At 46.4% G+C, this 21621-nt stretch carries 22 protein-coding genes; 11 read left to right on the forward strand and 11 right to left on the reverse strand.

Going from position 1 to position 21621, the window contains the following annotated elements; translation table 11 throughout:
• Nucleotides 1–81: 81 nt before the first annotated feature.
• Both VJ249_08625 and VJ249_08630 read right to left on the reverse strand, forming a co-directional pair.
• A complete protein-coding gene (locus VJ249_08625) occupies nt 82–903 on the reverse strand; it encodes a hypothetical protein (GenBank protein HKZ94626.1) in 822 nt (273 codons plus the stop codon).
• A 118-nt stretch (nt 904–1021) separates the two neighbouring features.
• A complete protein-coding gene (locus VJ249_08630) occupies nt 1022–1195 on the reverse strand; it encodes a hypothetical protein (protein HKZ94627.1) in 174 nt (57 codons plus the stop codon).
• A 224-nt stretch (nt 1196–1419) separates the two neighbouring features.
• Between VJ249_08630 and VJ249_08635 the strand changes: the two genes are divergently transcribed.
• Nucleotides 1420–1893 carry an Hsp20/alpha crystallin family protein gene (locus VJ249_08635; protein ID HKZ94628.1) on the forward strand — a complete coding sequence of 158 codons (474 nt, stop codon included), beginning with the start codon at nt 1420–1422 and terminating at the stop codon, nt 1891–1893.
• Between the two features lie 13 nt (nt 1894–1906).
• Here the strand turns inward: VJ249_08635 and VJ249_08640 are convergent, their stop codons facing one another.
• From VJ249_08640 to pfkA, 3 genes are all read right to left on the reverse strand, one after another.
• Nucleotides 1907–3004 carry a Xaa-Pro peptidase family protein gene (locus tag VJ249_08640; GenBank protein ID HKZ94629.1) on the reverse strand — a complete coding sequence of 366 codons (1098 nt, stop codon included), beginning with the start codon at nt 3002–3004 and terminating at the stop codon, nt 1907–1909.
• A gap of 112 nt (nt 3005–3116) precedes the next feature.
• Nucleotides 3117–3740, reverse strand: a complete 624-nt coding sequence (gene hsp20 / locus VJ249_08645; protein ID HKZ94630.1) for an archaeal heat shock protein Hsp20 — start codon at nt 3738–3740, stop codon at nt 3117–3119.
• A gap of 52 nt (nt 3741–3792) precedes the next feature.
• On the reverse strand, nt 3793–4755 hold the full coding sequence (pfkA, locus tag VJ249_08650) for a 6-phosphofructokinase (protein HKZ94631.1): 963 nt from the start codon (nt 4753–4755) through the stop codon (nt 3793–3795).
• 141 nt (nt 4756–4896) lie between these two features.
• On the opposite strand from pfkA, the gene VJ249_08655 reads away from it, so the two are divergent.
• The gene (locus VJ249_08655; protein HKZ94632.1) at nt 4897–5511 is read left to right on the forward strand and encodes a superoxide dismutase; all 615 of its coding nucleotides are present in this window, start codon (nt 4897–4899) and stop codon (nt 5509–5511) included.
• Between the two features lie 71 nt (nt 5512–5582).
• Here the strand turns inward: VJ249_08655 and VJ249_08660 are convergent, their stop codons facing one another.
• Nucleotides 5583–6281 carry a hypothetical protein gene (locus tag VJ249_08660; GenBank protein ID HKZ94633.1) on the reverse strand — a complete coding sequence of 233 codons (699 nt, stop codon included), beginning with the start codon at nt 6279–6281 and terminating at the stop codon, nt 5583–5585.
• Nucleotides 6282–6865: 584 nt separating this feature from the next.
• Between VJ249_08660 and VJ249_08665 the strand changes: the two genes are divergently transcribed.
• Nucleotides 6866–7030 carry a chorismate-binding protein gene (locus tag VJ249_08665; GenBank protein HKZ94634.1) on the forward strand — a complete coding sequence of 55 codons (165 nt, stop codon included), beginning with the start codon at nt 6866–6868 and terminating at the stop codon, nt 7028–7030.
• A 126-nt stretch (nt 7031–7156) separates the two neighbouring features.
• A complete protein-coding gene (locus tag VJ249_08670) occupies nt 7157–7756 on the forward strand; it encodes a peptidylprolyl isomerase (GenBank protein ID HKZ94635.1) in 600 nt (199 codons plus the stop codon).
• Between the two features lie 162 nt (nt 7757–7918).
• On the opposite strand, the gene VJ249_08675 is transcribed toward VJ249_08670, so the two are convergent.
• The 3 genes from VJ249_08675 to VJ249_08685 all read right to left on the reverse strand — a co-directional run bounded on the left by VJ249_08675 (nt 7919) and on the right by VJ249_08685 (nt 11559).
• A complete protein-coding gene (locus VJ249_08675; GenBank protein HKZ94636.1) occupies nt 7919–8455 on the reverse strand; it encodes a cupredoxin domain-containing protein in 537 nt (178 codons plus the stop codon).
• A 193-nt stretch (nt 8456–8648) separates the two neighbouring features.
• A complete protein-coding gene (locus VJ249_08680) occupies nt 8649–10625 on the reverse strand; it encodes a 4Fe-4S binding protein (protein HKZ94637.1) in 1977 nt (658 codons plus the stop codon).
• Nucleotides 10609–11559 (reverse strand): carboxypeptidase regulatory-like domain-containing protein, encoded by a 951-nt coding sequence (locus VJ249_08685; protein HKZ94638.1) that lies wholly within the window; start codon nt 11557–11559, stop codon nt 10609–10611. Before VJ249_08685 ends, VJ249_08680 begins: the two co-directional genes overlap by 17 nt.
• 249 nt (nt 11560–11808) lie before the next feature.
• Between VJ249_08685 and VJ249_08690 the strand changes: the two genes are divergently transcribed.
• Nucleotides 11809–12141 (forward strand): winged helix-turn-helix domain-containing protein, encoded by a 333-nt coding sequence (locus tag VJ249_08690; GenBank protein HKZ94639.1) that lies wholly within the window; start codon nt 11809–11811, stop codon nt 12139–12141.
• A gap of 358 nt (nt 12142–12499) precedes the next feature.
• Here the strand turns inward: VJ249_08690 and VJ249_08695 are convergent, their stop codons facing one another.
• Entirely contained in the window at nt 12500–13054 is a 555-nt protein-coding gene (locus VJ249_08695) for an LURP-one-related family protein (GenBank protein HKZ94640.1), read from the reverse strand.
• 309 nt (nt 13055–13363) lie between these two features.
• Here VJ249_08695 and VJ249_08700 point away from each other — a divergent pair, with 309 nt between their 5' ends.
• The 3 genes from VJ249_08700 to VJ249_08710 are packed head-to-tail and all read left to right on the forward strand — an operon-like array spanning nt 13364 to nt 15947.
• Nucleotides 13364–14569 carry an aconitase X catalytic domain-containing protein gene (locus VJ249_08700; protein HKZ94641.1) on the forward strand — a complete coding sequence of 402 codons (1206 nt, stop codon included), beginning with the start codon at nt 13364–13366 and terminating at the stop codon, nt 14567–14569.
• Nucleotides 14566–14988, forward strand: coding sequence for a DUF126 domain-containing protein (locus tag VJ249_08705; GenBank protein HKZ94642.1), 423 nt, complete (start codon nt 14566–14568; stop codon nt 14986–14988). Before VJ249_08700 ends, VJ249_08705 begins: the two co-directional genes overlap by 4 nt.
• 26 nt (nt 14989–15014) lie before the next feature.
• Complete coding sequence (locus tag VJ249_08710; GenBank protein ID HKZ94643.1) at nt 15015–15947, forward strand: malate dehydrogenase; 933 nt, start codon at nt 15015–15017, stop codon at nt 15945–15947.
• A 13-nt stretch (nt 15948–15960) separates the two neighbouring features.
• Here VJ249_08710 and VJ249_08715 read toward each other — a convergent pair whose 3' ends face one another.
• Complete coding sequence (locus tag VJ249_08715) at nt 15961–16878, reverse strand: formylmethanofuran--tetrahydromethanopterin N-formyltransferase (GenBank protein HKZ94644.1); 918 nt, start codon at nt 16876–16878, stop codon at nt 15961–15963.
• 180 nt (nt 16879–17058) lie between these two features.
• Between VJ249_08715 and VJ249_08720 the strand changes: the two genes are divergently transcribed.
• The 3 genes from VJ249_08720 (at nt 17059) to VJ249_08730 (ending at nt 21583) form a co-directional block, all read left to right on the forward strand.
• Nucleotides 17059–18381, forward strand: a complete 1323-nt coding sequence (locus tag VJ249_08720; GenBank protein ID HKZ94645.1) for a glutamine synthetase beta-grasp domain-containing protein — start codon at nt 17059–17061, stop codon at nt 18379–18381.
• 23 nt (nt 18382–18404) lie between these two features.
• The gene (hutI, locus tag VJ249_08725) at nt 18405–19676 is read left to right on the forward strand and encodes an imidazolonepropionase (protein HKZ94646.1); all 1272 of its coding nucleotides are present in this window, start codon (nt 18405–18407) and stop codon (nt 19674–19676) included.
• 203 nt (nt 19677–19879) lie between these two features.
• Nucleotides 19880–21583, forward strand: a complete 1704-nt coding sequence (locus VJ249_08730) for a hypothetical protein (protein ID HKZ94647.1) — start codon at nt 19880–19882, stop codon at nt 21581–21583.
• Nucleotides 21584–21621 lie beyond the last annotated feature (38 nt).

Genomic DNA, 21621 nt, shown 5'->3' on the forward strand with positions numbered 1-21621 from the left:
GACGCCACGTTTTAGAGCATCGTCAAGGTAGAAGAAGGCCTTAATGGGATTTCGCCTTCTTCTTCTGAAAATTCGTCAAGCCTAAGCCACTACCCCAACTCTAGTGATCGCCACTCCTCTTTTTTTAAGTTCAGCTAGGAAAGGATTGATTCCAACTGAATCGCTGGAAATATGCCCGCTAACAATGAGGTTGCCAACATTATCTGCCCTGAGACGCTCAAGATCAGCCGAGCTGACATGTATGTAAACGAGTGTTCCAACCCCATGCCTAAAATAGGTTCTAGCAACTTTATAGCCGCCGTTCGTCCCAGCTGCATGTGAAACAACGATCTTGCCAGCCCTGTTGAAAGCATTGCCTAAACGAATTTTGATGTCCGTCTGAGCCTTCTTGAATTCTGGAAGTCTCCGTAATGCTGCAACAATGTCGCCAACCGTGGCATTGGGCTTCCTATCAGTTACCAGCTTGATCTGCCCGGTCATTCTTTGTCTGCCGATTTCATCCAAGGGCGCATGTATATTCATGTAGGGCATTTTCATCAATCGAGCTACTGAAACCGTATGGTCATAATTGCGCGTGTGGTTTTCGACTTCAAGGGAATCACACTTCTTACGCACAGCCTGCTCCGCTTCCCCCTTGGGCACGCCAGCTTCAACCAACTGCTCAACATGCCTCTCAAACATCCTATGAAAATTGAGTATAGCTGAGCCACCCTGCGGATGATGCGAAACCACAGCGTCACACCTCATTTGCCTAGCCAGCAAGAGCTCTGAGACACCAGCATCTATGCCGAAAAACAGCTTCTTTATGCCTTTTCCTTTCACATAAATGGCACTGTCTGGAGGTACAGTTTTGAAACCTGACATCTTCAAAGCAAGTCTCATTATTTCCTCAGTGCTAATCATCCACGTCAGCCGATCCAGTCATTTCTAACGCAGAGAACGCATTTCTCACTTTCGATGCTTCAACGTCAGCTTAGAAAAGGAACACAAAGACAAAAAACTTGGAATAAATGGGAACGCTTCAGAAGTTATTAGTTAAGCCTAGACTTTTTCTAATATCTTCTTGGTCTTGATTGTCGTCTCTTAGCCCAGCAATCTCGGCAGTAAACTGGTCTGCTCGTATCGGGCTTGAATGGCACTTCGCATTCTTTGCCGCAATCCGCGCAGGTTGCCTTGTGCATTTCTCTGGGCTCACGTCCATACGCCATCTGGCTTTTCACTCCTATTTATTGATTCAACAAGAACAAGATTTCTCAACGAAACCCCGAGTTCTTGTACGCCTCACATACAGAACGAACACAGTTAATAAGCTTATCCAAAGCAGCATATCGCCTGCTAGCAGTGCTTGAATAGGACCGGAAATGCGATACGTTTTTGTTCACGACATCGAATAATGGTAGGCAAGAGGGAGAAGACAGTTTGAGCGACCGCTGGTGGCGACGCAAGAGACGTCATGACCAATGGTTCAACGACTCCTTCAACGAGGTCGACAAGATCGAGAAGGACTTCGATGAGATGATTCACCGCGCTTTCAGAAATCCTATGGAGGAGGAAAGAACGCGCAGACGCTACTCCAGTCAACTTGCAGGCCAGCCACTATCTCAACCGTTCAGTTCACGAATCAATGAATTGAATGAGCCTTTAGTTGATGTGTTCGTTGATGAAGACTACGTTGTAGTTGTGGTTGAACTGCTCGGGGCGGACAGGAATTCAATTGATCTTCATGCTACAGAAAGCAAATTGATGATTTCTGTGGATTTGTTGGGACGAAGATATAGCAGAGAAATCGACCTGCCAGCCAGAGTTGACGCCAAATCATCAATTTCAACGCTGAAAAACGGAGTACTAGAAGTTCGCTTAAGGAAATTGGGCGAAAAACTCGTCATTCGATAAATGCGGTCTATATCTAGACTATTTGCAGGTCTCTTTCGAAATTGGTGAGTTTTTCAGCTCCTTCCTTCTTAACCAGGACTGTGTCTTCGATTTTCACTGCGCCGATCTCTTTGCCCGACAGCGGTGCGTGTCCCACGTTGAGCACCATGTTCTCTAATGTTTTCTGTTTCCTTTCTGCTACCACTATTGTCGTAATCGGGTCTTCTTCAAATCTCAGACCAACGCCATGTGCGAATCCGTAAATATAGTATTTCTGCACTCCGTGCTTGTTGTAAACGTTCTGTACGATCTTCTCCAATTCGTCTAGGGGCATGTCCGATCTAAGCGCCTTGGTATATGCCTCCCCAGCTTCTACCACGGCGCCGTACGCCCTCTTCTTCTCCTCAGTAACTGGACGCACAAAAACTGTATGGGCCAGATCCGAGTAGTACCCATTGTACGAAGGCATAATGTCAACTTTGACCGTGTCACCCGCCTTAACCGCTTTGTCCCTCGGATGAGCATGAACTCGCGGGCTACCAGCGTTAACGTAGACCAAAACCGAATCCGCGCCTTTGTTTCGAGCGGCTCGCTGTGCTTCGCCAGCAACTGCTGTTTCGGTTACTCCGACGCGCACTGATTCTACTGCGGCTTGCACTGCGCTTTCAGCGCATCGTGACGCTCTTCGAATATTCTCTATTTCCGTCGGATCCTTGACCATCCTGAGCTGCATGATTAATCCGTGAACGTCCACTATCTTCTTGTCAGGATGCATGATTTTGAACTGCTCATAGAGCAGTGCAGAAGCGTCGATGTCAATGTCAAAGCCTAAAGCTCCTGAGCCGCTGAGTTTTCGAGTGTTTTCCGTGACGGCGCGCATTAGTTCCTCCACTTTCCTGTAGCCTAGCACGTTGTTTATCCACGTTTTTTCTTGGAGCTCTTCCACTTCGTCTTCGAAGGCAAAGATGATAGGTTCGTCTTTAGCGGGGATTAGCACGGCGGGCTGCCACCAACTGGTCCCCGCAAAATATGTGAAACTATAGAGATTCCTGATCATCGAGGCGCCGATGCCTTTCTGTTCCATCAACGACTGGAAACGTCTCACTCGATTTTCGCCTAAGTTTGATCTCAACTGATTCTCCTCTGTCAATCACGAATATAATCCAGACTAGTTGCTCGCCAAGTTTTAACCTTGCGCTTCATTGCTAGCAGAAAAAAGAGAAAAATGAAGGTGAGGATTCGAGTCACTCTATTCTTACGAGCTCACCCTTCGGCTTCTTCTCTTCTTTAGCCTTAGTCAACGTGACTTCTAGGACACCGTTCTTGTACACTGACTTCGCAGTTTTCGGATCGATACTTGCTTGAAGTTCAACCTCTTTGTAGTATTTGCGATCTGGTGTGTCCACAGAAATCGTCAGGGCTTTCTCAGTTGCATAGAGCTTGATGTCCTTTTTCTCTACGCCTGGCACTTCAGCCACGACCTTAACCTCGCTGTCTGTGCTTATCACGTCGACAAGCGGTTCCCGCTCTTCTTTAATGTCAACTGTTGGTCGCTTTGGTCCAAAAAGCGTTTCAGGCTTCGAGGGCTTCACATTTCCAAACTCTCTAATCTGCGGTTTTCCATCCGGACCAATCGTCATCGAGTAGCCATAAACGAATGGCCCCCATTCTTTCACGGTTGAACCATCTGGTAGGCGACGCTCACGAACAAGATCTTTGGGCAGTTTTGTTGTGAATTCCTTGAATTCCCGTTGCATCATCTCTTCCATGTCGCGAAATATGTCATCTACGTCCCCAAACAGCCAGTCTCGTGAGAAAGGACGTCGCACGCGTCGGCGGAACCATTCAGGGATGTCTTCGTCTGACACGTTTTTCACGCTCCACAGTCATAAAAAGAACCCAGGTTTATACGCTTTTCTTTCACGTTGCCAACACATTGGCCAGCAACAGAAGGTTCAAATCAAGCGGTCTTGTGCTGTTGCATGACTTTTCCATGTTCAGAGTGCCTATTTGTCCATTTTGAAGCCCAACTATCTTGTTGCCTTGTCCCTTCAAAATGATGTCGACGGCTTGGTTTCCGAATAGACTGGCTAATAGTCTGCTCCTCGCCGTTGGGCTTCCGCCTCTTTGAGCATAGCCCAGAACGCTAATCCGGACCTCTGAACCCAGGCGAGTCTCGATTTCTTTAGCAAGCAGTCGGGCGTCTCCGGCGCCTTCAGCCTTCACAATAATGCTTGATCGTTTCCCTTTTTGCCAGTTTTCTCGCAAGGTTTGGACTACTGTCTGTGTTTTGGTTTTGATTTCGGGCACGATGATAACTTCAGCGCCTGATGTGAGGCCTGCTGTAAGGGCGAGGAAGCCTCGGTCTCTTCCCATGACTTCAACGATGAAAGTTCGCTCATGAGAAATTGCTGTGTCACGGACCTTGTCTATTTCTGTGACTGCTGTGTTTACGGCTGTGTCGAAGCCTATGGTTTCGTCTGTGCCGTAAACATCATTGTCGATAGTGGCGGGCACTCCTACTATAAGCGTGTCGGTTTCTTTGCTCAACGCGCAGGCGCCTCTGAAGGAGCCGTCGCCTCCTATGACCACAAGGCCTTCAACGTCTGCTCTGGTAAGTGTTCTAGCTGCTTTCTTGGTTCCCTTCTTTGTTTCAAACTCGGGGCATCTGTGAGTGTGCAGAATTGTGCCGCCGAGATGTAAGATTCCGCCTACTGAACGCGGTGTCAACGGCTTTGAGTCATTTGTCATCACGCCTTCCCAACCTCTTTGAAACCCCACGACTTCCAAGCTCATTGAGTAAGCCGTACGAACGACTGCGCGGATTGCTGCGTTTATCCCTGGCGCATCCCCTCCGCTTGTGACAACTCCTATCTTTTTCAAGGCAGGCCAACCTCAGATACGTGTGGTTCTGAAATGCATGTTAATTGCGGATGCTAGAAATAAAACATTGGTTTTGAAGAGAGATTTTCAGAAAGGTTAAAAGAGAGCGCCTGAGTAAAAATTCTGAAAGGAATGATAAAAATGGAATCAAGCAAATTTTACTCTTTGCCAAAACTGCAATACGGATACAAAGATTTGGAGCCACACATGACAGAGCAGCAACTGACTATTCATCATCAGAAGCATCACCAAGCATACGTTAACGGCGCAAACAGCCTTCTAGAGAGATTGGACAAGGCACGAAAGGAAGGCTCAGACATAGACATGAAGGCTACACTGAAAGAGTTGTCGTGGAACATCGGGGGACACAGGTTACATTCGCTTTTCTGGGAGAACTTGGCGCCTGTTGGGAAAGGCGGCGGAAAACCTAGCGGAGCCCTAGCCAGTGCAATCGACAAAGAGTTCGGAAGCTTTGACCGGTTTAAGAAAGAGTTTACCCAAGCCTCGATGAGCGTTGAAGGCTCAGGATGGGGCGCACTCACACTTTGCAGACTAACCGGCAGGCCGTTGATAATGCAGATTGAGAAACACAACACAAACATCTACCCGGGATTTAGAATAGTGATGGTTCTCGACGTGTTCGAGCACGCCTACTACATTGACTTCAAGAATGACAGAGCAAAGTTCGTGGAAACTTTCTGGAACATTGTCAACTGGAACACGATCGCCAAGAGGTTTGAAGAAGCATCAAAGTAGCGAAACACTGAGCTCGGAAGCCACCACGTTTTTCTTTATTCTCAGAAGACTTACGCATTTGGCAAGAGTCACTATGTCATTGGATACTTGAAACCGGGTATCTTTTGCAGCGCAAGAAGCAAGGGCACTCCAACAAAGAACGAGACTGCCACAACAAGAGCGTCTTCAATGAATGAGTCTAATGCGCCAGCTACAAAAATACTGTAAACGATCTCTGGCTCCGTCGTGAAAAGCACATGCAGACCACCAGGTATGAGCAGAAAAATGCGAATAAGCGCGTCCGCGGCTACCCCGATGAAAGATATCAGCACAAGTGATACGGCTAGCTTCTTAATGTCAGGTTCAGAAACCCACTTGCCTATTCGAGCAACAGGATAGATCAGCGCTAGCGCAAGCAGTGTGTCTGCAATAGTCCATAAGGGAAACCATCGCCCGAACGGGTGGGCAAAGTACGCCGCTAACGAGGTGGCGTATATCGGCAAAGCCACTTTCCACTCACCTCTCGCAAGCAAACCGCAGACCATCACTCCGACGGGCTCAGCGATTATTCCGAATATGAACATTGTTGGATCCGTGGGTTTGATTGTTCTGCCGACAAGGCCTCCGAGTAGTGCGGCGAAAAAGCCAGCTGCAGGTCCTAGAAGTATTCCTTCGATGGGCTCCAAGTAGATAGCCCAGTTTCGCCACAAGACCGGCGGCGTCACGAAGTAAAGCACTGCATGAAGAGCTGCGAACACAGCAGTTAGGGCAATCCATAGACTTTTTCGCATAAGGGTTCACTTCGAAGGGAGTGAGGTTGTTGTGTAATTTTTTACATAGGGTTAATAAGATTTTCCACAGACTCGATCAAATCTAATTCTTTGGATGTCATAAATATCCAACGAGAGAATAGCCTAGCATTTCGATTTCAGTCAGGAGCGCGCGTGGAAAACGGAGTTCATTGACGTTGTTAGGAAAAGAAGAAACATACACTTCTTCACCGACGAAAAAGTTTCGGATGAGGACCTTGACTATTTTAGCGGTCTGGAAAATAGAGAATCTTATTTTAAAGACTTGAGCCAAAATTCCTGAAGGAATTTCTCACAATAGACTTCCTTAACCATTAACTCGTGTGCTTTGTCATCGACGAAAGCAGGTTTCTTCTGGGGCATGCCTTTTTTCATCTATCCCCGTACACCTCGTACACAATTTATGCTTACGACACCCAAGAGTATAAACTGTTTCGTATTTACAGGCCTTTTCTATTCTTGCCAAAGAAGCCGCCCAGTGTTTCGCTGATGTCGTGTGCAATGGAAAGCGTATTAGAGGAAGTGTTTTAAACTGATTAAGGATAACATTAGGATACGTGAGAATCATGGCTAAATGCCCCAAATGCAAGAAAGAAGTTGACAAACCAAAGAAAACTTGGAAGATGGCTGGCAGGAAAGACAAGAGCGGAAAGAGAACCGAACTCACAATTGGGCTTTTTGAACACTGCGGCAAAACCTTTAGGTCAGTGCTTAACAAGCGCAAGATCTAAAACCATCAGCAGAGCAGAAGCACTGATCCCTCTCTTTTTCAAACGGCAACTCATGTATCTGGCAAATGAGCAATTTTTATTAGACATCTCTGCACTCGGTTCTTCCGAGTGGTTAGGTTTGATGATATGGCGAAGATGAGTCGCGAACAGAGGATTAGGGCGAGGAAGGAAAAAGCCTTTCGACGCAGGATGATGGCTTTAGCGGTAATTGTCGTCGTTGTGGTTCCTGTGGTGTTGTTTTACTATTTCGGGAGCAGACCCAACGCGGATCTTAATAGGATTCTTCTTAAAACGACTATGGGAGACATCACGATTCAACTGTATGATGATATGCCTACCACAACAGGTAATTTCAGGAATCTTGTCAAAGGTGGAGTCTATGACGACACCATTTTTCATAGGGTAGTTCATGATTTCGTAATTCAGGGCGGAGATGCCACTGCAAAGGGGATCGACGTCGCAGCAATTCTTGATGAGCTTCCGAACAAACATAGCAACGTCAGAGGGTCAGTGGCAATGGCGAAGACAAGCGAGCCGAATTCTGCTACAAGTCAGTTTTACATTAACCTGAAAGACAATTCGGATGATTTGGATAGCAATTACTCTGTTTTTGGAACAGTGACTGCAGGCATGGATGTTGTCGACGCAATAGGAAATGTCGCGACTGACAGTGATGACAAACCTTTGCAGGATGTAAGAATAATCAAGGCAGAACTCATAAAATGACGCCTTGTGCACGGTGATGCTTCAGGCAAGCCTCATACGTTAGTATTCTTGTGTCTTCGGCATCGGCTGAAAAATTGGGATGTCTTCACTAGGGAAAGAACATAGAGTTTTGAGATATGAGAAGACAAAAAGGAGTAGGCTCACCAAAAAAGGTGAGAATTCTTAGGGCTCTAAGACGATCAGATAACCAACCATTCTGCTGTGGTCAACGTCACAGTTTCCTAGCGTGTGGTCGTGGTCTATGCCGCATTTGAATTGGAAGACTCCAACTTCGTCGACAACAAAGGTCTTGACGACAGTTCGCTGTGCGTCGTTCGGTTGCTCGTTTCTTCCGGGAATTCTGCCCGTGTCAACAGCAAAGTCAGTTGACACGAAAGAATGCGCGTTGCTACGTGGGTTCTTCACCGTTAACTGAATTGTGTCGCCTTTGTAAACAGTGATGGTATCTGGTTCCCATCGATGGAATTCTCCGGCTATGAAATCATCACCCGTTGTTTCGTTTTCCATCACTATCTTTCCTTCTCCCATGCTTATGGTTAGAGCCCGTGTCTGAGGCGTGTATGCTAGTTTCGCGTCGAAGTCACTCTGCATCTTTGCCAGTTGAGATGGCACGGTTGCCAATAAATACCCGCTTAGGGCGACAGCTACGACCCCGATTGCTATGGCTATAGCGGTCAATCCTTTTCCTGTAGTACTCACTTGTTTTCACCTCCGTCTCTCTCCATCTTCTATCGAGTAGAACATTTTTTTGGGTATCTCCTAATAAACTTTCGGTAAGAAATTGGGAAAGAATATGAATAAAATAGGAAACACGGAATCCATTAAACCGCGAACCATGAGCATCACGTAATGGTCCATTCCAGTTTCTTTCGCATGTGCAGCGCCTTTCCTCTCAACCTACCCAAAGCCATAGAAGAAGCACCGTGTAACCCACATGCATTACCCCAACAGGAATTGACGCTCTCACAGCTTGCGTTTTCTCGGTGAAGGTTCTCATTGAGATTTTTATTGTAGTTCTCAGTGCAAAGATGAGGCCTACGATGAGAATCAAAACCTGAAGATACGGCACTAAACCTGATAGAAATGGCTGCCATGCAAAGTGTTTGGTTCCGAAAAGATCCCAGCCCCAGCCGAATGGATCGGAAATGACGGCAATTATGTAGGAACCGTTGATGAAGAGTATCGCTATGCTAAAGGCTATCCAAGCCAACAGACCCATAGGAACAAGCGTGTATGAGTAGTTGATGAACAATTTTTTCAAAGGCATTTCCTTGACCCGTGAAGCAAGCTTCGAGAGGGCGATGAAGACAAAGTACACTGCTGGAAAAGCCACAAGCGTTGAGCCCCAAACCAGGACCGCGAACGAACCCCACTGCGGCAGGCTTGCCATGTTTGCCATGTCTTTTAGCCACGAGTAAGGTCCCATGAATGTTAGCCCATATAGAAAGGCTAAGGTTGCCATGATGAAGGCTTTCCACGCCTCGTCGAAACCTCTTTTCTTTATGCCATGCCATGGTTCAACGTATAGATCTTCGCCGCCCATCCTTAGGTATAAGGTCGTGTTGTCTTTTGGGCAGGTTTTCAAGCATTCAGTGCACAAACCGCAGTAGGCGTTTCGGTTCATGTTTTGTGGGAATTCAAGCCAGGGACAACCGTAGCCTTTGTCACTTCCTTTGATGCATTCTTTTCCCGGGTGCTCAAGGCAGACTTTGCGGTCTCGGACTCTCAGTTCCAGAGTGGAGAACATGCTGTAGAGTCCAATGAATCCAGCGACTGGACAGATGTATCGACAAAACACGCGGTCTTTGAACACAAGAGACAGTATGAGTGGAGTCGCAATCAACAGAACCATCAAGTACCCTGTAGCCCAAGGTCGTGTGATGAGTATTCCAATGAACATTGATGTGGCGAGGAAGTCGAGGTTTTGTATCCAGATGTTGTCGAGTTTCTTGGGCCATTTGAGATTCAGCCCGAATCGCTTCTCCTTTTTGCCAGTGATAGTTCCTCTTTGAGTCCATTCGCCAAAGGAAGGCAGGGGGCAAATCATGCACCAGAATCTCGCGAGGACAGGAACTAGAAACAACATTAGGGCAGCCCACCAGAGAATCCAAACAAACATTATCGAGAGGTTCTTGTTTCCGACTTGAGTACCGAAAACTCCCGTCAATATCACTAGTATGAAAAATAGAAGGTTTGGGTATTGCACCCAGAACTGCCAAGAACGAAGTTTCAGCAAGCGGTTGACTATTCCTATTTTTAGCAGGTCAAACCTAAATAAGTACGGGTTTGAAGGGTCTGGATTGCCATAGACCTTTGAGCGTGGAACCATGATCGCGAATAAGCCGAATGCCGCTGCAACAGCTAGAATTGATGAAAACAAGAACTGATTCGCGGGTTCTACTCTCAGTTTTCCTATCATGAACGGGTGGAAATAGCCGCAAGTTAGTGTGCAACGAAATCTGAAGACTCCTGCTTTATCGGCTACAAACATCAACTCTCTAGTCTCATTGCTCTCGGCTCCATCGTTTTGGATGATCTCCGTTTTGATTTCGTATCCGTCGATGTAGAATCCATGCGACACATCTAACGAAGAGAAACGAATAAGGACTGTGTCGCCTTGATTAACGACGATTTCGGACGGATCGTAGCCAAACATGAACGCTTTGATGTCTATTTCTCTGCGAGTTGGAGTCTGAGCTCTGCTAAGAGAGGAAGTCAACCCAATGAGGGCTAGAGCAATCAATGTTACAGCTGTGATTTGAAAAGCTGTTGCTTTTGAAATGACTCGATTCCTCAGCGAATGTGTTGTTCTCGTATTTCTCCGCCCTTTTAAGGCACGAACCTCTAGAACCTCAAGCTGAGTTGACAACGAGAGTTCCTTTCATGTTTGAATGTTGGGGACTACAGTACACCATGCAATCGTAAGTGAAGGTCCCAGCCACAATAGCCGTGAACTCGAGTGTGATGGTTTCTCCTTTTTCTATGTAGTCGGTGTCCACATCGAAATCGTGCAAAGCTAAGCTGTGGGCCACGTCCATTGATTTCACGATCAGCCTGACAATGTCGCCTTGGTTGACGATTATAGTTTTACCATCTTCACTTTCTGCAACCTTAAAGCCGCCCTTTTCTTGAGTCCAAGCCTCGATGTTAAACACTTTTACGGCAGCTGCAGTGAGAACAACTGTAACAGTTGTTGCTGCCTCGCCGCGCACCATAGCGGTGGTTGAGTTCGTTCCATATCCGGATGCCACGGCTTTAACCGAGTAGTCTCCAGCTGTAAGGTCACTGAATACGTACTGACCGTCTGTGTTGGTGATTCCTTCTGCTTTCTTTGGTCCTGTGATTGTGACCGATGCCCCTTCTAGGAAGATTCCATCAACACTTGTCACGTAGACTCGTAGGCTTCCTGGAGGTGATTTATCCTCAACTTTGAATTTGCCTGAGTGGGCGATGGTGCTGTGTCCGACACCGCAGGGTATGAAGCATCTGTAGAAGAACTCTCCTGCTTTGTCGGCGACGAAACTGAACCTTTGTGGTTCACCTGGTTTTATTTCCGCTCTTATCCCATAGTCCATCATCTGAAAGCCGTGGATAACGTCTTCGCTCGTGACAAAAAGCGTAATCATGTCATCTTTCTTTACAATTATCTCGTTAGGTATGAATTCCCATTGTCTAGTTGCAATGCGGATCTCGCGTTGTTCGCCGAAAACATTTTGATCTAGGTAGAATATGCCTAATGGCACGGGCACCAGAGCGATGAATACTAATCCGAAAGCTAGGAGTTCGGTTTTGTTTATTACCATTTTTCTCCCAGATTCTTCCCATATTTAACCTTAGAGCTCATCATAATTAAGGGTTTCTGCTCAGTTTTTCGAACAAAAAGAGAAACAACGTTCACATTTTAGTCGAGTTTGTTTGCCCTTGCACAGGATTTAGGAATTTTCCTTCCATGGAAGTGATGTAAACTTACTTTGCGAAGCCCTTTGGCGCAGAGTGATTTTATAAATACGTGAGCTTATTTAGAATGCACTGTCTGAATGAGGTTAATGAATGTGTCGAGAGCCTTCAGAGCGACACTCTGGTGGATTGTGGCTGGAACTGAAGGAGGGAAAACACGAGCCAAGATTGTGCTAAGACTAAAAGAGAGACCCATGAATGCAAACCAATTAGCTGATTACTTGAAGATGGATTACAAAACGATACGTTATCACCTTAAGCTTTTGAAAGATAACAAACTCGTGGAGTCTACTGGAGGCGATTACGGATCGATGTATTTTCTCACATCCAAACTTGAGTCGAACTTTCACGTCCTGCAAGAAATATGGGAAAAAATCACAAAAGAAAACGACAATACGACAACAGATGTTAAAGGAGGTGGTGTTTAACTGTCTTTAGAAGAAACGGCACATTTGTCTTTGCACGCCACTTCCATCTTGATAACATTAGTAGTAATTTTCGTCTTCATCAGGACTTACAGAGAGATAAAGTCAAGATTCAACCTTGGACTTGTCATTTTCTCTCTTGCCATGCTCATCCAGATAATTGCTTCAGCGTCCCTTGATATAGTCATCCACCTTGTGTCAGAGATTTTTGAACTCGCGGCTCTGATTATTTTCCTAAGCCTTATCCGAAAATAGAGCAAAAATGAACAAAGGGTTCGCCGATGCAGCAGTCTTCTACGGCAAGGTTTGGGCAGTGTTTCCTGAGGCTGTTCGTTCTTGTAGGACTGTCCGTTACCTTTCCTTAATGACCAAGGAGTTTTGTTATAACTTTGGCTCCCCTTCCCACTGAACTCCTGTTTTGATGTTCAACGTGATCCATGGCTATAGCATATCCAATAACCAGAAGCGGATTGAAGTCTTGTTTAACGATTTCTATGCAGTATTCGTCTCGGATTGTTACCCAGTTAAGGTGAACCTTTGCGATCACTGTTTTATCTGGCGCGACGACGTCATACGTGTGATGGACGATGTTGCCGTTTATTCTTGCTAATTCGTTTCCGTCTGGGTCTTCCATCCACCATTCGCTTCCGAAAAGCTTTAGAATTTTCTTCTTGACCCTCGCTCTAACTTGCCCAGTGTTGTCTTTTATCTCGTACTCGTGATGCACAGTGACTACTTTTCCGTCAATTTCACCTAAACGAAAGCCAGCGTTGTCTTCGAGCCAGAATTTTGGTCCAAAACTAACAAACTCCTGTTTTATGAAGCCTAACTGCTGACCAAACTTGTCCTTAACTACATAAGTGTTCCTTACCGACAGCAGTCTTTGGTCAACAATGAGTTCCCTGTTTTCTAACATCGACAACTCTAAACACCTTAAGAGTTCCTCAAGGTGAACAAACTATCTATCTCTTGCTAACTCCAAATAATGATTCGAAGCTAATCGTTTGCTCCAGAAGAACTTCGAATCTACATGTCAGACGTTGCGTTGCCGCAATATGCTTAGGTTTAACCACGGACCCAACAAAGTCAGCCTTTCTAAATCACTGTCAGCAAGATTCTCGACGTGTTCTATTTTGAGCGTAAGATTGCAGAGGGAATTGAGACTGTAATCCATAAAAGAGAGAAGATGAGACTATCACATTCTTGAACACTGAGGACGATCCACATGCATTTGACTAGAGAAGAGGAACGAATCCTCAAAGGTGAGTCTGGAGAAGGAACACGAAAAGCCATGGAGCTACTTGTGGCAATTGGAGATGCTTACGATGCTCCAAGACTGATCGAAGTAAGTCGAGCGCACGCCGCATCAAGCGGTCAAGAAGGTGATCTTTACTTTGTTGAACTCTTGGCTAAAGGAGGCGCCACATGTAAGGTTCCCACTAGCACAAACCCAGTCTATGACATGGAATGTTTCGATAAAATGTTCAGAATTCCGAAGGAAGATTCTGATGTGGCTCGCAGAGTGATGAAGGGCTACAAGCAGATCGGCGCCATTTTGAGTTGGTGCTGCACACCGTACATAACAGAGAACATTCCAATGTATGGTGAAAATGTCTCGTTTTCCGAATCCAGCGCTACGCCATTCGTAAACACGGTGATTGGCGCAAGAACGAATCGGGAGGCGGCTCAAAGCGCGTTAGCGGCGGGAGTAGTTGGCAAAACTCCTGAGTACGGATTGTACTTCGAGGAGAATCGAAGGGGTACAGCAGTAGTCAAAGTGAACGCCACTCTTCGTGACGAGTTTGATTACTCGCTTCTGGGTCAGTATGTTGGCAAGCAGATCGGCTATGGAATCCCTGTATTCACGGGTATATCGCGCCGTCCTTCAACTGAGGAAATGATAAACCTATGCGCCATGCTGAACACGTCAGGCGCCATACCCATGTTTCACATACCCGGAATAACAGTTGAGGCTCCAACCCTCAAGGAAGCCTTTGGAGGCAATACCCCAAAACAGGAAATCACTGTGACTGGGCGTGAACTCAAGGAAACTCAAGAGGATCTTCAGACGGCAAGCGGCAAGGTCGACATCGTCCAGCTTGGGTGCCCGCATTACACGCTTAAGCAGGTAGTGGATGTTGCACGTTTGCTTCAGGGAAAGAGGATCCATCGCGGCGTATCGTTTTGGATTTGCACATCGGCAACCGCTTTGTTTCTAGCTGAAAGAATGGGGTATGTTGATGCAATAGAGAAAGCCGCGGGATACGTCGTAGCAGACACATGCATAGATATGGTTTGCTGGAACGGGTTCAAAGACAAGGTTGGCATGACCGACTCGCCCAAATGCGCCTACTACAGAAGATTCAAAGATGTAATAGTTGCAAGGCTGCCAGATTGCGTCAAAGCTGCAGTTGAAGGTGAATGGCATTGAAGAAACCAGAAATCGTTCTTAAATGCCATAAGATAATGGGTGGCTACGGAGAGGGCGAAGCGTTAGTATCCAAGGAGCCTGTGTGCTTCTATCTCACTGATCCAAAGACTGGCAAGGTGCGAGAAAGAGGACATGAGCTTGAAGGAAAGAACATTGCCAGGAAGGTGCTTGTTTTCTCTTCGGGGAAAGCCAGCTCAGTAGTTCAGATTGATGGTCTCTTCAAGCTGGCGTCAAACAATGTCGCGCCCAAGGCAATGATTGTGAGAGACATCGAGACAGTGCTGATTGTTAGCGCGTTTATCGCGAACGTGCCCCTAGTAGACAGACTCGAGAAAGATCCGTTTGGGGTCATTGACACGGGCGATTTTGTTAAGGTGGATGCGAATAAAGGAATCGTAACCGTGATAAAGAAGGCTTAGCGTATCGCTGCCTGTATGAGGGAATTGTGTTGCATATTGCCCTGATAGGTATCGGCCGAGTTGGTCAGGCGACGGCCTTTGCTTTGGCACACGAGCAATACATAAACGAGTTAACATTGGTTGATGTTGCTCCAAGACTCGCTTGGGCCGTTGCAGAAGAAATGCGCCATGCAAGCGCAGGTATGCATGCATCATTAGATGTCAACGCGTTTGAAAAAGTTGAAGATATCTCTAACGCGGATATCATAATTGTCACTGCAGGCAAACCCGCGGCGCCGAGAGCGGGTAGAAGAGGCCTAGTGGAGGCAAACGCGAAAACTATCAAAAATCTAGCTGAAACTGTGGCGGCTCGAAACCCAAGTGCGAGATACCTTATTGTGACAAATCCCGTGGACGCAATGGCTACTTTATTCAAGGAAGCAAGTGAAGCAAACTACGTCATTGGCAGTGGGTGCCACCTTGATAGTCTTAGATTGAGAGCTGAAGTGGCTAAACAGGTCAAGGTGCCCATACGCTACGTTGAAGGATATGTAGGGGGAGAGCACGGTCATAACGATGTCTACTTGTGGTCAACCGTCAAAATAAACGGGGAACCTTTTGACGAACACTTGAAAAGAAGAAAACTGAAAATCAGGAAGAATCGTATCATTGCTCTTGTCCATGACAACACTGAAGACATATTGGCGGTGCTCGGCGGCACCACGTTCGGTCCTGCCACAGCCTTTCGAGAGATAGTGCGAGCAATGGCTTTGAACACTCACAGTTTGATTTCGGTAGCAGCGCCTTACAAAACTGTGGATATACCTGAGCCAGTGTATATTAGCGTTCCTTCGAAACTTGGAATGAGCATCGGACCTACAATTGAGCAAGCACTTACTCTTGCAGAAAGAAAAGGGTTAAAGGGCGCTGCTAAAGCAGTTCACGACTTGTATCGAGTTGCCCGTGAAGTCGCAGCGTGAAGAGTGGTTGAACTTAGTCTTTCGACTTAGCTAGCCCAGCGTTGAATAGACTGTGCAGAGAGATCTTTCCCTTTCCGAGAGTTCCGCCGTAGTTTGTTGCAGTAATCTTTGACACTCCGTTCACGCTTACTGCATTCTCAATTCCGATCTTCATTGCGCGCTCCACGTCTTCCAGCCTAAGCCCGCTGACAATGACTTCATAGACACATTTCACGCCTATGGGAATCTTGTTTCCTCGATGCCCAACAAGTGAGGGGCAGTAGGCATCATTAGTTGTAGCTATGGCGTCCTTGTACCTTTTGCCTCCCACTTTAGTTCCGGAAGCAGCGAACTTTCCAACCACGTATGGGACAGTCTTTATGCCTTCAAGTGCCAGTTCAGCGGCTTCGAGTGCTGATTCATCTGATTTCGCCAGAATTAGGAACATGCCGCCGGCTACGCCTTTCGCAATTCCGAACGTTCTTTCAACGTAGAACTCGCCGTCCATTCTAGGTATCTTGTAGACACGTCTCCCAAAGGCTTCAGTTTCCTTTTCGTATCCGTCTCCGAAAGTCTGTATCATTGTACCCTTAATGTCCACAAAATCGTCCGCCATTTTTCTTGGTAAGGCGTCAAACACGTTGGTCTTAGGGTATGGCATCACTCCTTTTCTTATTCGGATTATAAGCCATTCTCGCAATGATTCCATTTTTCGGTCAAGAAGCTGTATGATGAAACCCGGTCTTGAGTCAGGCGTCAACTGAGGCTTAGCTTCTGCCTCTAGAGAGGCTTCGCACGGGGGAATCGCAGCTGACCTGCCGAGTCCTTTAGTCTCCATTGCTGATTCTAAAGCCCATTTTCTGTTCACTGAAGTTATCAGTATCCTTGCAATGCGTACGTTGAAAGTTTCACAGAAAGTGTCTTCGATTGGAACACCGTGAACCTTGAACACTATTTGGGGATCTCCGTTACTTTGGGAGTTCTGATTCTTTCATCATATAAGTTTGATGTCGCAAGCTATTCAACTCGTTGGATGGAACAGGTGGTAGCCAAGAGAACCGTTTGAGATAGGGCAAGAACTTCGAAAATCATATAATAGAATAGAACGATTTGCCATGAGAGGACCGAAAACATGTCGGAAGCCATGAAGAAGATTCAGCAAGAAAACGTGAAGGAGATTGCACTGCAGTTTACAGACATTAATGGAGTTCTGCATTCTCTGTGGGTGCCCTCCAAGCTTTTCCAAAAGATATCCACGGAAGGCATTCACATGGACGGCTCATCTGTAGGAATGGTGGACATAAGCAGAAGCGATCTAAAGTTAAAGCCTGTCCTAGACACGTTTACGATACTTCCTCAGGGCATTTTCCCGCAAAAAGTCGCAAGAGTAGTCTGTGACATATATGAGCCAGATTCGGAAACACCGTTTCAGCTTGATCCAAGGTCTGTCCTCCAGAAAGTGATAAACGACGCCAGAAAACTGCTTGGGGCCTCTGTGAACTATTATGCGTCCAGCGAAATTGAATATTTCTTGCTGAGGAGAGATGACGATGGCTGCTTGCACCTGATTGATGAGGGTGGTTACTTGGCAACTCCTCCTGCAGACCTCGGAGTTGACACAAGACTTGAAATCGTAGAGAACTGCAGAAACATGGGTATTCTAGTCGAAAAGCACCACCACGAAGTGCCGCCTGGAAAATCCGAGCTGAATCTCGAGTACTCCAACGCGCTGAAGATGGCAGACACCATTTATTTGGTGAAGTCGATCGTTAAACTAACAGCCGCCAAGCGAGGCTTAATTGCTTCCTTCATGCCAAAGCCATTTCACGGTCAGTACGGATGTGGACTACACACTCACATCAGCCTCATAGACGACGCGAAAACTCGAAACGTATTCTATGACTCAAAGGGAAGTCATCTTCTGAGCAAAACAGGCTTGCACTTCATTGCAGGCATTCTGAAACATGCAAAAGCCCTAGCCGCTCTAACCAACCCCACAGTCAACTCTTATAAAAGACTGGTGCCTGGCTGGGAAGCCCCGGTTTACATATCGTGGGCTAGATATAATCGGTCTGTGCTTGTCAGGGTTCCTCCTGGAAAAGACTTGAGGACTAGGCTGGAGTACAGGCCAACAGACGGATCATGCAACTTCTACCTCGCATACGCAGGCTTACTTGCCGCTGGGTTGGACGGTGTAAAGAGAAAAATTGAGCCGCCAGAGCCAGTGGATGAGGACATATATGAAATGAGCGCAGACACAAGACGGAAAAGAGGCATAGAGACTCTTCCAGAAAACTTAGGAGAAGCTCTTAACGAAATGTCTAAAGACGAATACCTCCAGCAGTGTCTAGGCCGCCCATTCTGCAAGAAATTCATGGAACTCAAAACCGCTGAGTGGAGAGACTTTAACGTCACTGTGCACGAGTGGGAACGAAGAAAATACCTGGACGTTTAGTTTGCAGGGAAAAGTGGTAAATTATGGGTATAGAAGCTGACTTCGCCATCACCAATGCTAATGAGCTTGTCACTTTAAAGGGGTCGAACAACAGACCTAGAATCAAAGAGGAAATGCAGGATCTTGGAATCATCCAAGATGGAGCCGTTGCAGTCAAGGGCGTAAAAATAGTGGCAGTTGGACGCACAAAGGAAGTGCTAAGGCGCCTAGACAAAGGTTTTGAAGTCACAGATGCAACGGGTAAGCTAGTGACTCCCGGGCTTATCGATTCTCATGTTCACTTGGTTTTTGCTGGTTCAAGGGAAGAAGAACTCGAGTTGATGGCAGTGAAGGGCGTTCCATACTTAGAGATTAAAGCCAAAGGCGGAGGCATGCCTACAACTCTCAAGAAAACCGGTGAGACATCAACGGGAGAACTTCTTGAACGAACCACGAAGATACTTGATACCATGCTTATCCATGGCACGACAACGATTGAGGCGAAAAGCGGTTATGAAATGACGTTTCAGGGTGAAATCAGGCAACTTGAAATAATAAAGACGCTGAACCAGTCGCATCCGATTGAGTTAGTTCCGACTTTTATGGCTCAAGGAATTCCCTTCGAATACGAGAACAGAGTGGATGAGCTTACAGATGAAATCGTTGAGAAATGGATTCCAGAGGTTGCCAAGCGAAAGCTGGCTGAATACTGTGACGTGTTTTGTGAAAAAGGATACTTCAATGTGGCACAGTCTCGTAGGATTCTTGAAACAGGAAAAAAATATGGGATGAAGTTGAGGATACACGCTGATTGGCTTGCCCACAGTGGAGGAGCGAAGTTAGGCGCGGAGTTAGGCGTGGTCTCGGCTGATCACCTGATCTTCACGCCAAAGGAAGAGATTCAAGCCTTGATAAAGAGAGGCACAATTGGGACGTTCTTGCCAACCACGCCGTTCTGCTATCTCGGTACTTATGCGAAAGCCCGGGAAATCATCGGCAGCGGATTGCCTATTGCATTAGCAACCGACTTGAGCGCTGCAGACATGTGCGAATCCATGCAGATGATGATGACGATCGCAGTTCTTCAAATGAAGATGACGTCGGCGGAAGCTCTCGTAGCTTCAACATTTAATGCAGCTCATGCTATTGAGAGAGCTCATAGAATAGGAAGCCTTGAAATTGGCAAGCAGGCGGACATCGTGATTTTCGATGCGCCAAACCATGGATACTTTCCTTATCACTATGGCATAAATCTGGCAGATAGAGTCTTCAAGAATGGAAACTTGGTTGCCGAAAGAGGAAGAAGAACAAGATAAGCAAAGCACAATGCCCTCATGCAGCCAAGCCTCACGTTTGCTCAGGTCACGTCTACCATGGCAATAAGATGACACAAGTTAAAGACTCGTTCATGTTAGCTATGTTCCCTATAGAATAAACTTTCATAGCACTTATATTGCGAACTCCACAAACTAGGATGCAGCGAATTTAACTAAAAGTATGGGAGAAAGGAGAAAAAAGCATGAATACTAGTCATTCAGCTAAACCATACGCTCGCTCTTTTAGCATAATCCTGCTTGTTCTATTGCTTTCTTTGTCAAGCTTTACATTTTTGGCTCCAGCCTCAGTCTTAGCAACAGAACCAGTGACAGGAGCAATCTGGACAACGGATCCCTTTGGAGAACGCGTTAACGGGAACCTCTACACAAACCCAAGAAACGTTTACCTATCTGGCGGACCACACAAGAGGGGAGCTGCGGGGCTTCCAGACGGCGTCTACTATTTTCAAGTTACTGATCCTGCAGGCAAGACACTTCTGAGCACAGATGCAATTTCCAAGAGAAAGTTCGAAGTTAGGTATGGATACATCTACGGCATCGACGGTGGAACACATAACTACAATCCAGACCGGACACGTGGCTACGGCATTGTAGTTCAGCTGTGGCCATTCACATATACGCCTAACAGAGGAGGCGTATACAAAGTCTGGGTGACCAACGTTGATTCTTACACACCAGATCAAGGAACCTTCGGCTTCATTCACTCATTGTCTAAGACCGACAACTTCAAAGTGAAGCTTGATGAGGTTCCAAAATACTTTGAGCTTTGGATGACTGCAGCGATAGGTGCACCTCCAACTGTGGAATTCTACGTCAACTACACACGTGACGGTGACGGAAATGCAAGCACGTTTGATCCAGTTCTACCGTGGATCACAGGACGACTGGTCTACCATCGAACCGAGAATGGATATGATGTCTTCCGCTACGAAACAACGTTCGCCCTATACACCTACATCTATTGGAGATTCTCTATTCTGAATACATTCACATGGGAATCAAGCATCAATGGACCAGAACTTATCAATCAAGCAGGGATGGTGAACAAAGAAACTCTCTTCATAGTTAATGGTCACAAATACAACTATCTGGACAGTTCAGGGCTGGAAGGCTGGACCATAGAGCTTTACCGAGACAACGCGAAAATTGCTGAAACTCAAACCGATGCAAACGGTTACTACGAGTTCATCGTGATGGGCACGGGCAACCTAAGAGTCTCCGAGGTTAACAAAACCGACGAAGGTTGGGCGCCGCACGGTCCCACTTACTATGAGTTTACTGCGGAGAACGGTGATTGGACCTTTGACTTTTACAACTACAAAATGCTTCGAATAACCGACACCAGCGACTACAGACACGAATTGTCATCGGTCCATGGTGTGTTCACGCCTTCTAACGACGGTTCAGGACTGTACAAGTTGTCGTCAACCAATCCGGGTTCCTTCTACTACAATGTGGTTAAGTTTGGAGAAGGAGGCAAAAATGTCAGAATAGAGGTTGGACTACCCGCCGATCAAGAGAATGCACAGTTCGATTCACCTAACTTCATACTGCACCATACAGACATAGGCAGTTCACCAGTAGTCGATATACACGTCTACGCTGCACGCCAACTTAGTCTTGGCGAATGGGTCCCAGAATGGTCAAGCGACATAACCAACCTATTCAGCATAAATCCAACTCCTGACGGAAAACACGTCGCGATTGAGGGAATCATGCCAGATACCGGGGAAGTCTTTGCAACTGTGCACATCGATTTTCAGATAAGCTCTTCTCTGACATGGGAACAGGTTCAGATGTGCAACGATTTCGAATACACCTTTAGCGCCACAGTGTACTTCTCCATTATTGGGGTAACAAAGAAAGTTAACTTAGACAGTTCTTAGGGAATTCCTTTCAACTTTCACTTTTTTTCGGTTTCTCT

It is taken from the genome of Candidatus Bathyarchaeia archaeon, from assembly GCA_035283685.1.
In the GTDB taxonomy this organism is placed as follows: Archaea; Thermoproteota; Bathyarchaeia; order Bathyarchaeales; family Bathyarchaeaceae; genus DATETJ01.

Coding starts and splice junctions, on each gene's coding strand:
- VJ249_08720 (HKZ94645.1), top strand. CDS start 17,059: ATGTCGGAAGCCATGAAGAAGATTCAGCAAGAAAACGTGAAGGAGATT.
- VJ249_08670 (HKZ94635.1), top strand. CDS start 7,157: ATGGCGAAGATGAGTCGCGAACAGAGGATTAGGGCGAGGAAGGAAAAA.
- VJ249_08685 (HKZ94638.1), bottom strand. CDS start 11,559: ATGGTAATAAACAAAACCGAACTCCTAGCTTTCGGATTAGTATTCATC.
- VJ249_08665 (HKZ94634.1), top strand. CDS start 6,866: ATGGCTAAATGCCCCAAATGCAAGAAAGAAGTTGACAAACCAAAGAAA.
- VJ249_08625 (HKZ94626.1), bottom strand. CDS start 903: ATGATTAGCACTGAGGAAATAATGAGACTTGCTTTGAAGATGTCAGGT.
- VJ249_08655 (HKZ94632.1), top strand. CDS start 4,897: ATGGAATCAAGCAAATTTTACTCTTTGCCAAAACTGCAATACGGATAC.
- VJ249_08730 (HKZ94647.1), top strand. CDS start 19,880: ATGAATACTAGTCATTCAGCTAAACCATACGCTCGCTCTTTTAGCATA.
- VJ249_08695 (HKZ94640.1), bottom strand. CDS start 13,054: ATGTTAGAAAACAGGGAACTCATTGTTGACCAAAGACTGCTGTCGGTA.
- VJ249_08660 (HKZ94633.1), bottom strand. CDS start 6,281: ATGCGAAAAAGTCTATGGATTGCCCTAACTGCTGTGTTCGCAGCTCTT.
- hutI (HKZ94646.1), top strand. CDS start 18,405: ATGGGTATAGAAGCTGACTTCGCCATCACCAATGCTAATGAGCTTGTC.
- VJ249_08700 (HKZ94641.1), top strand. CDS start 13,364: ATGCATTTGACTAGAGAAGAGGAACGAATCCTCAAAGGTGAGTCTGGA.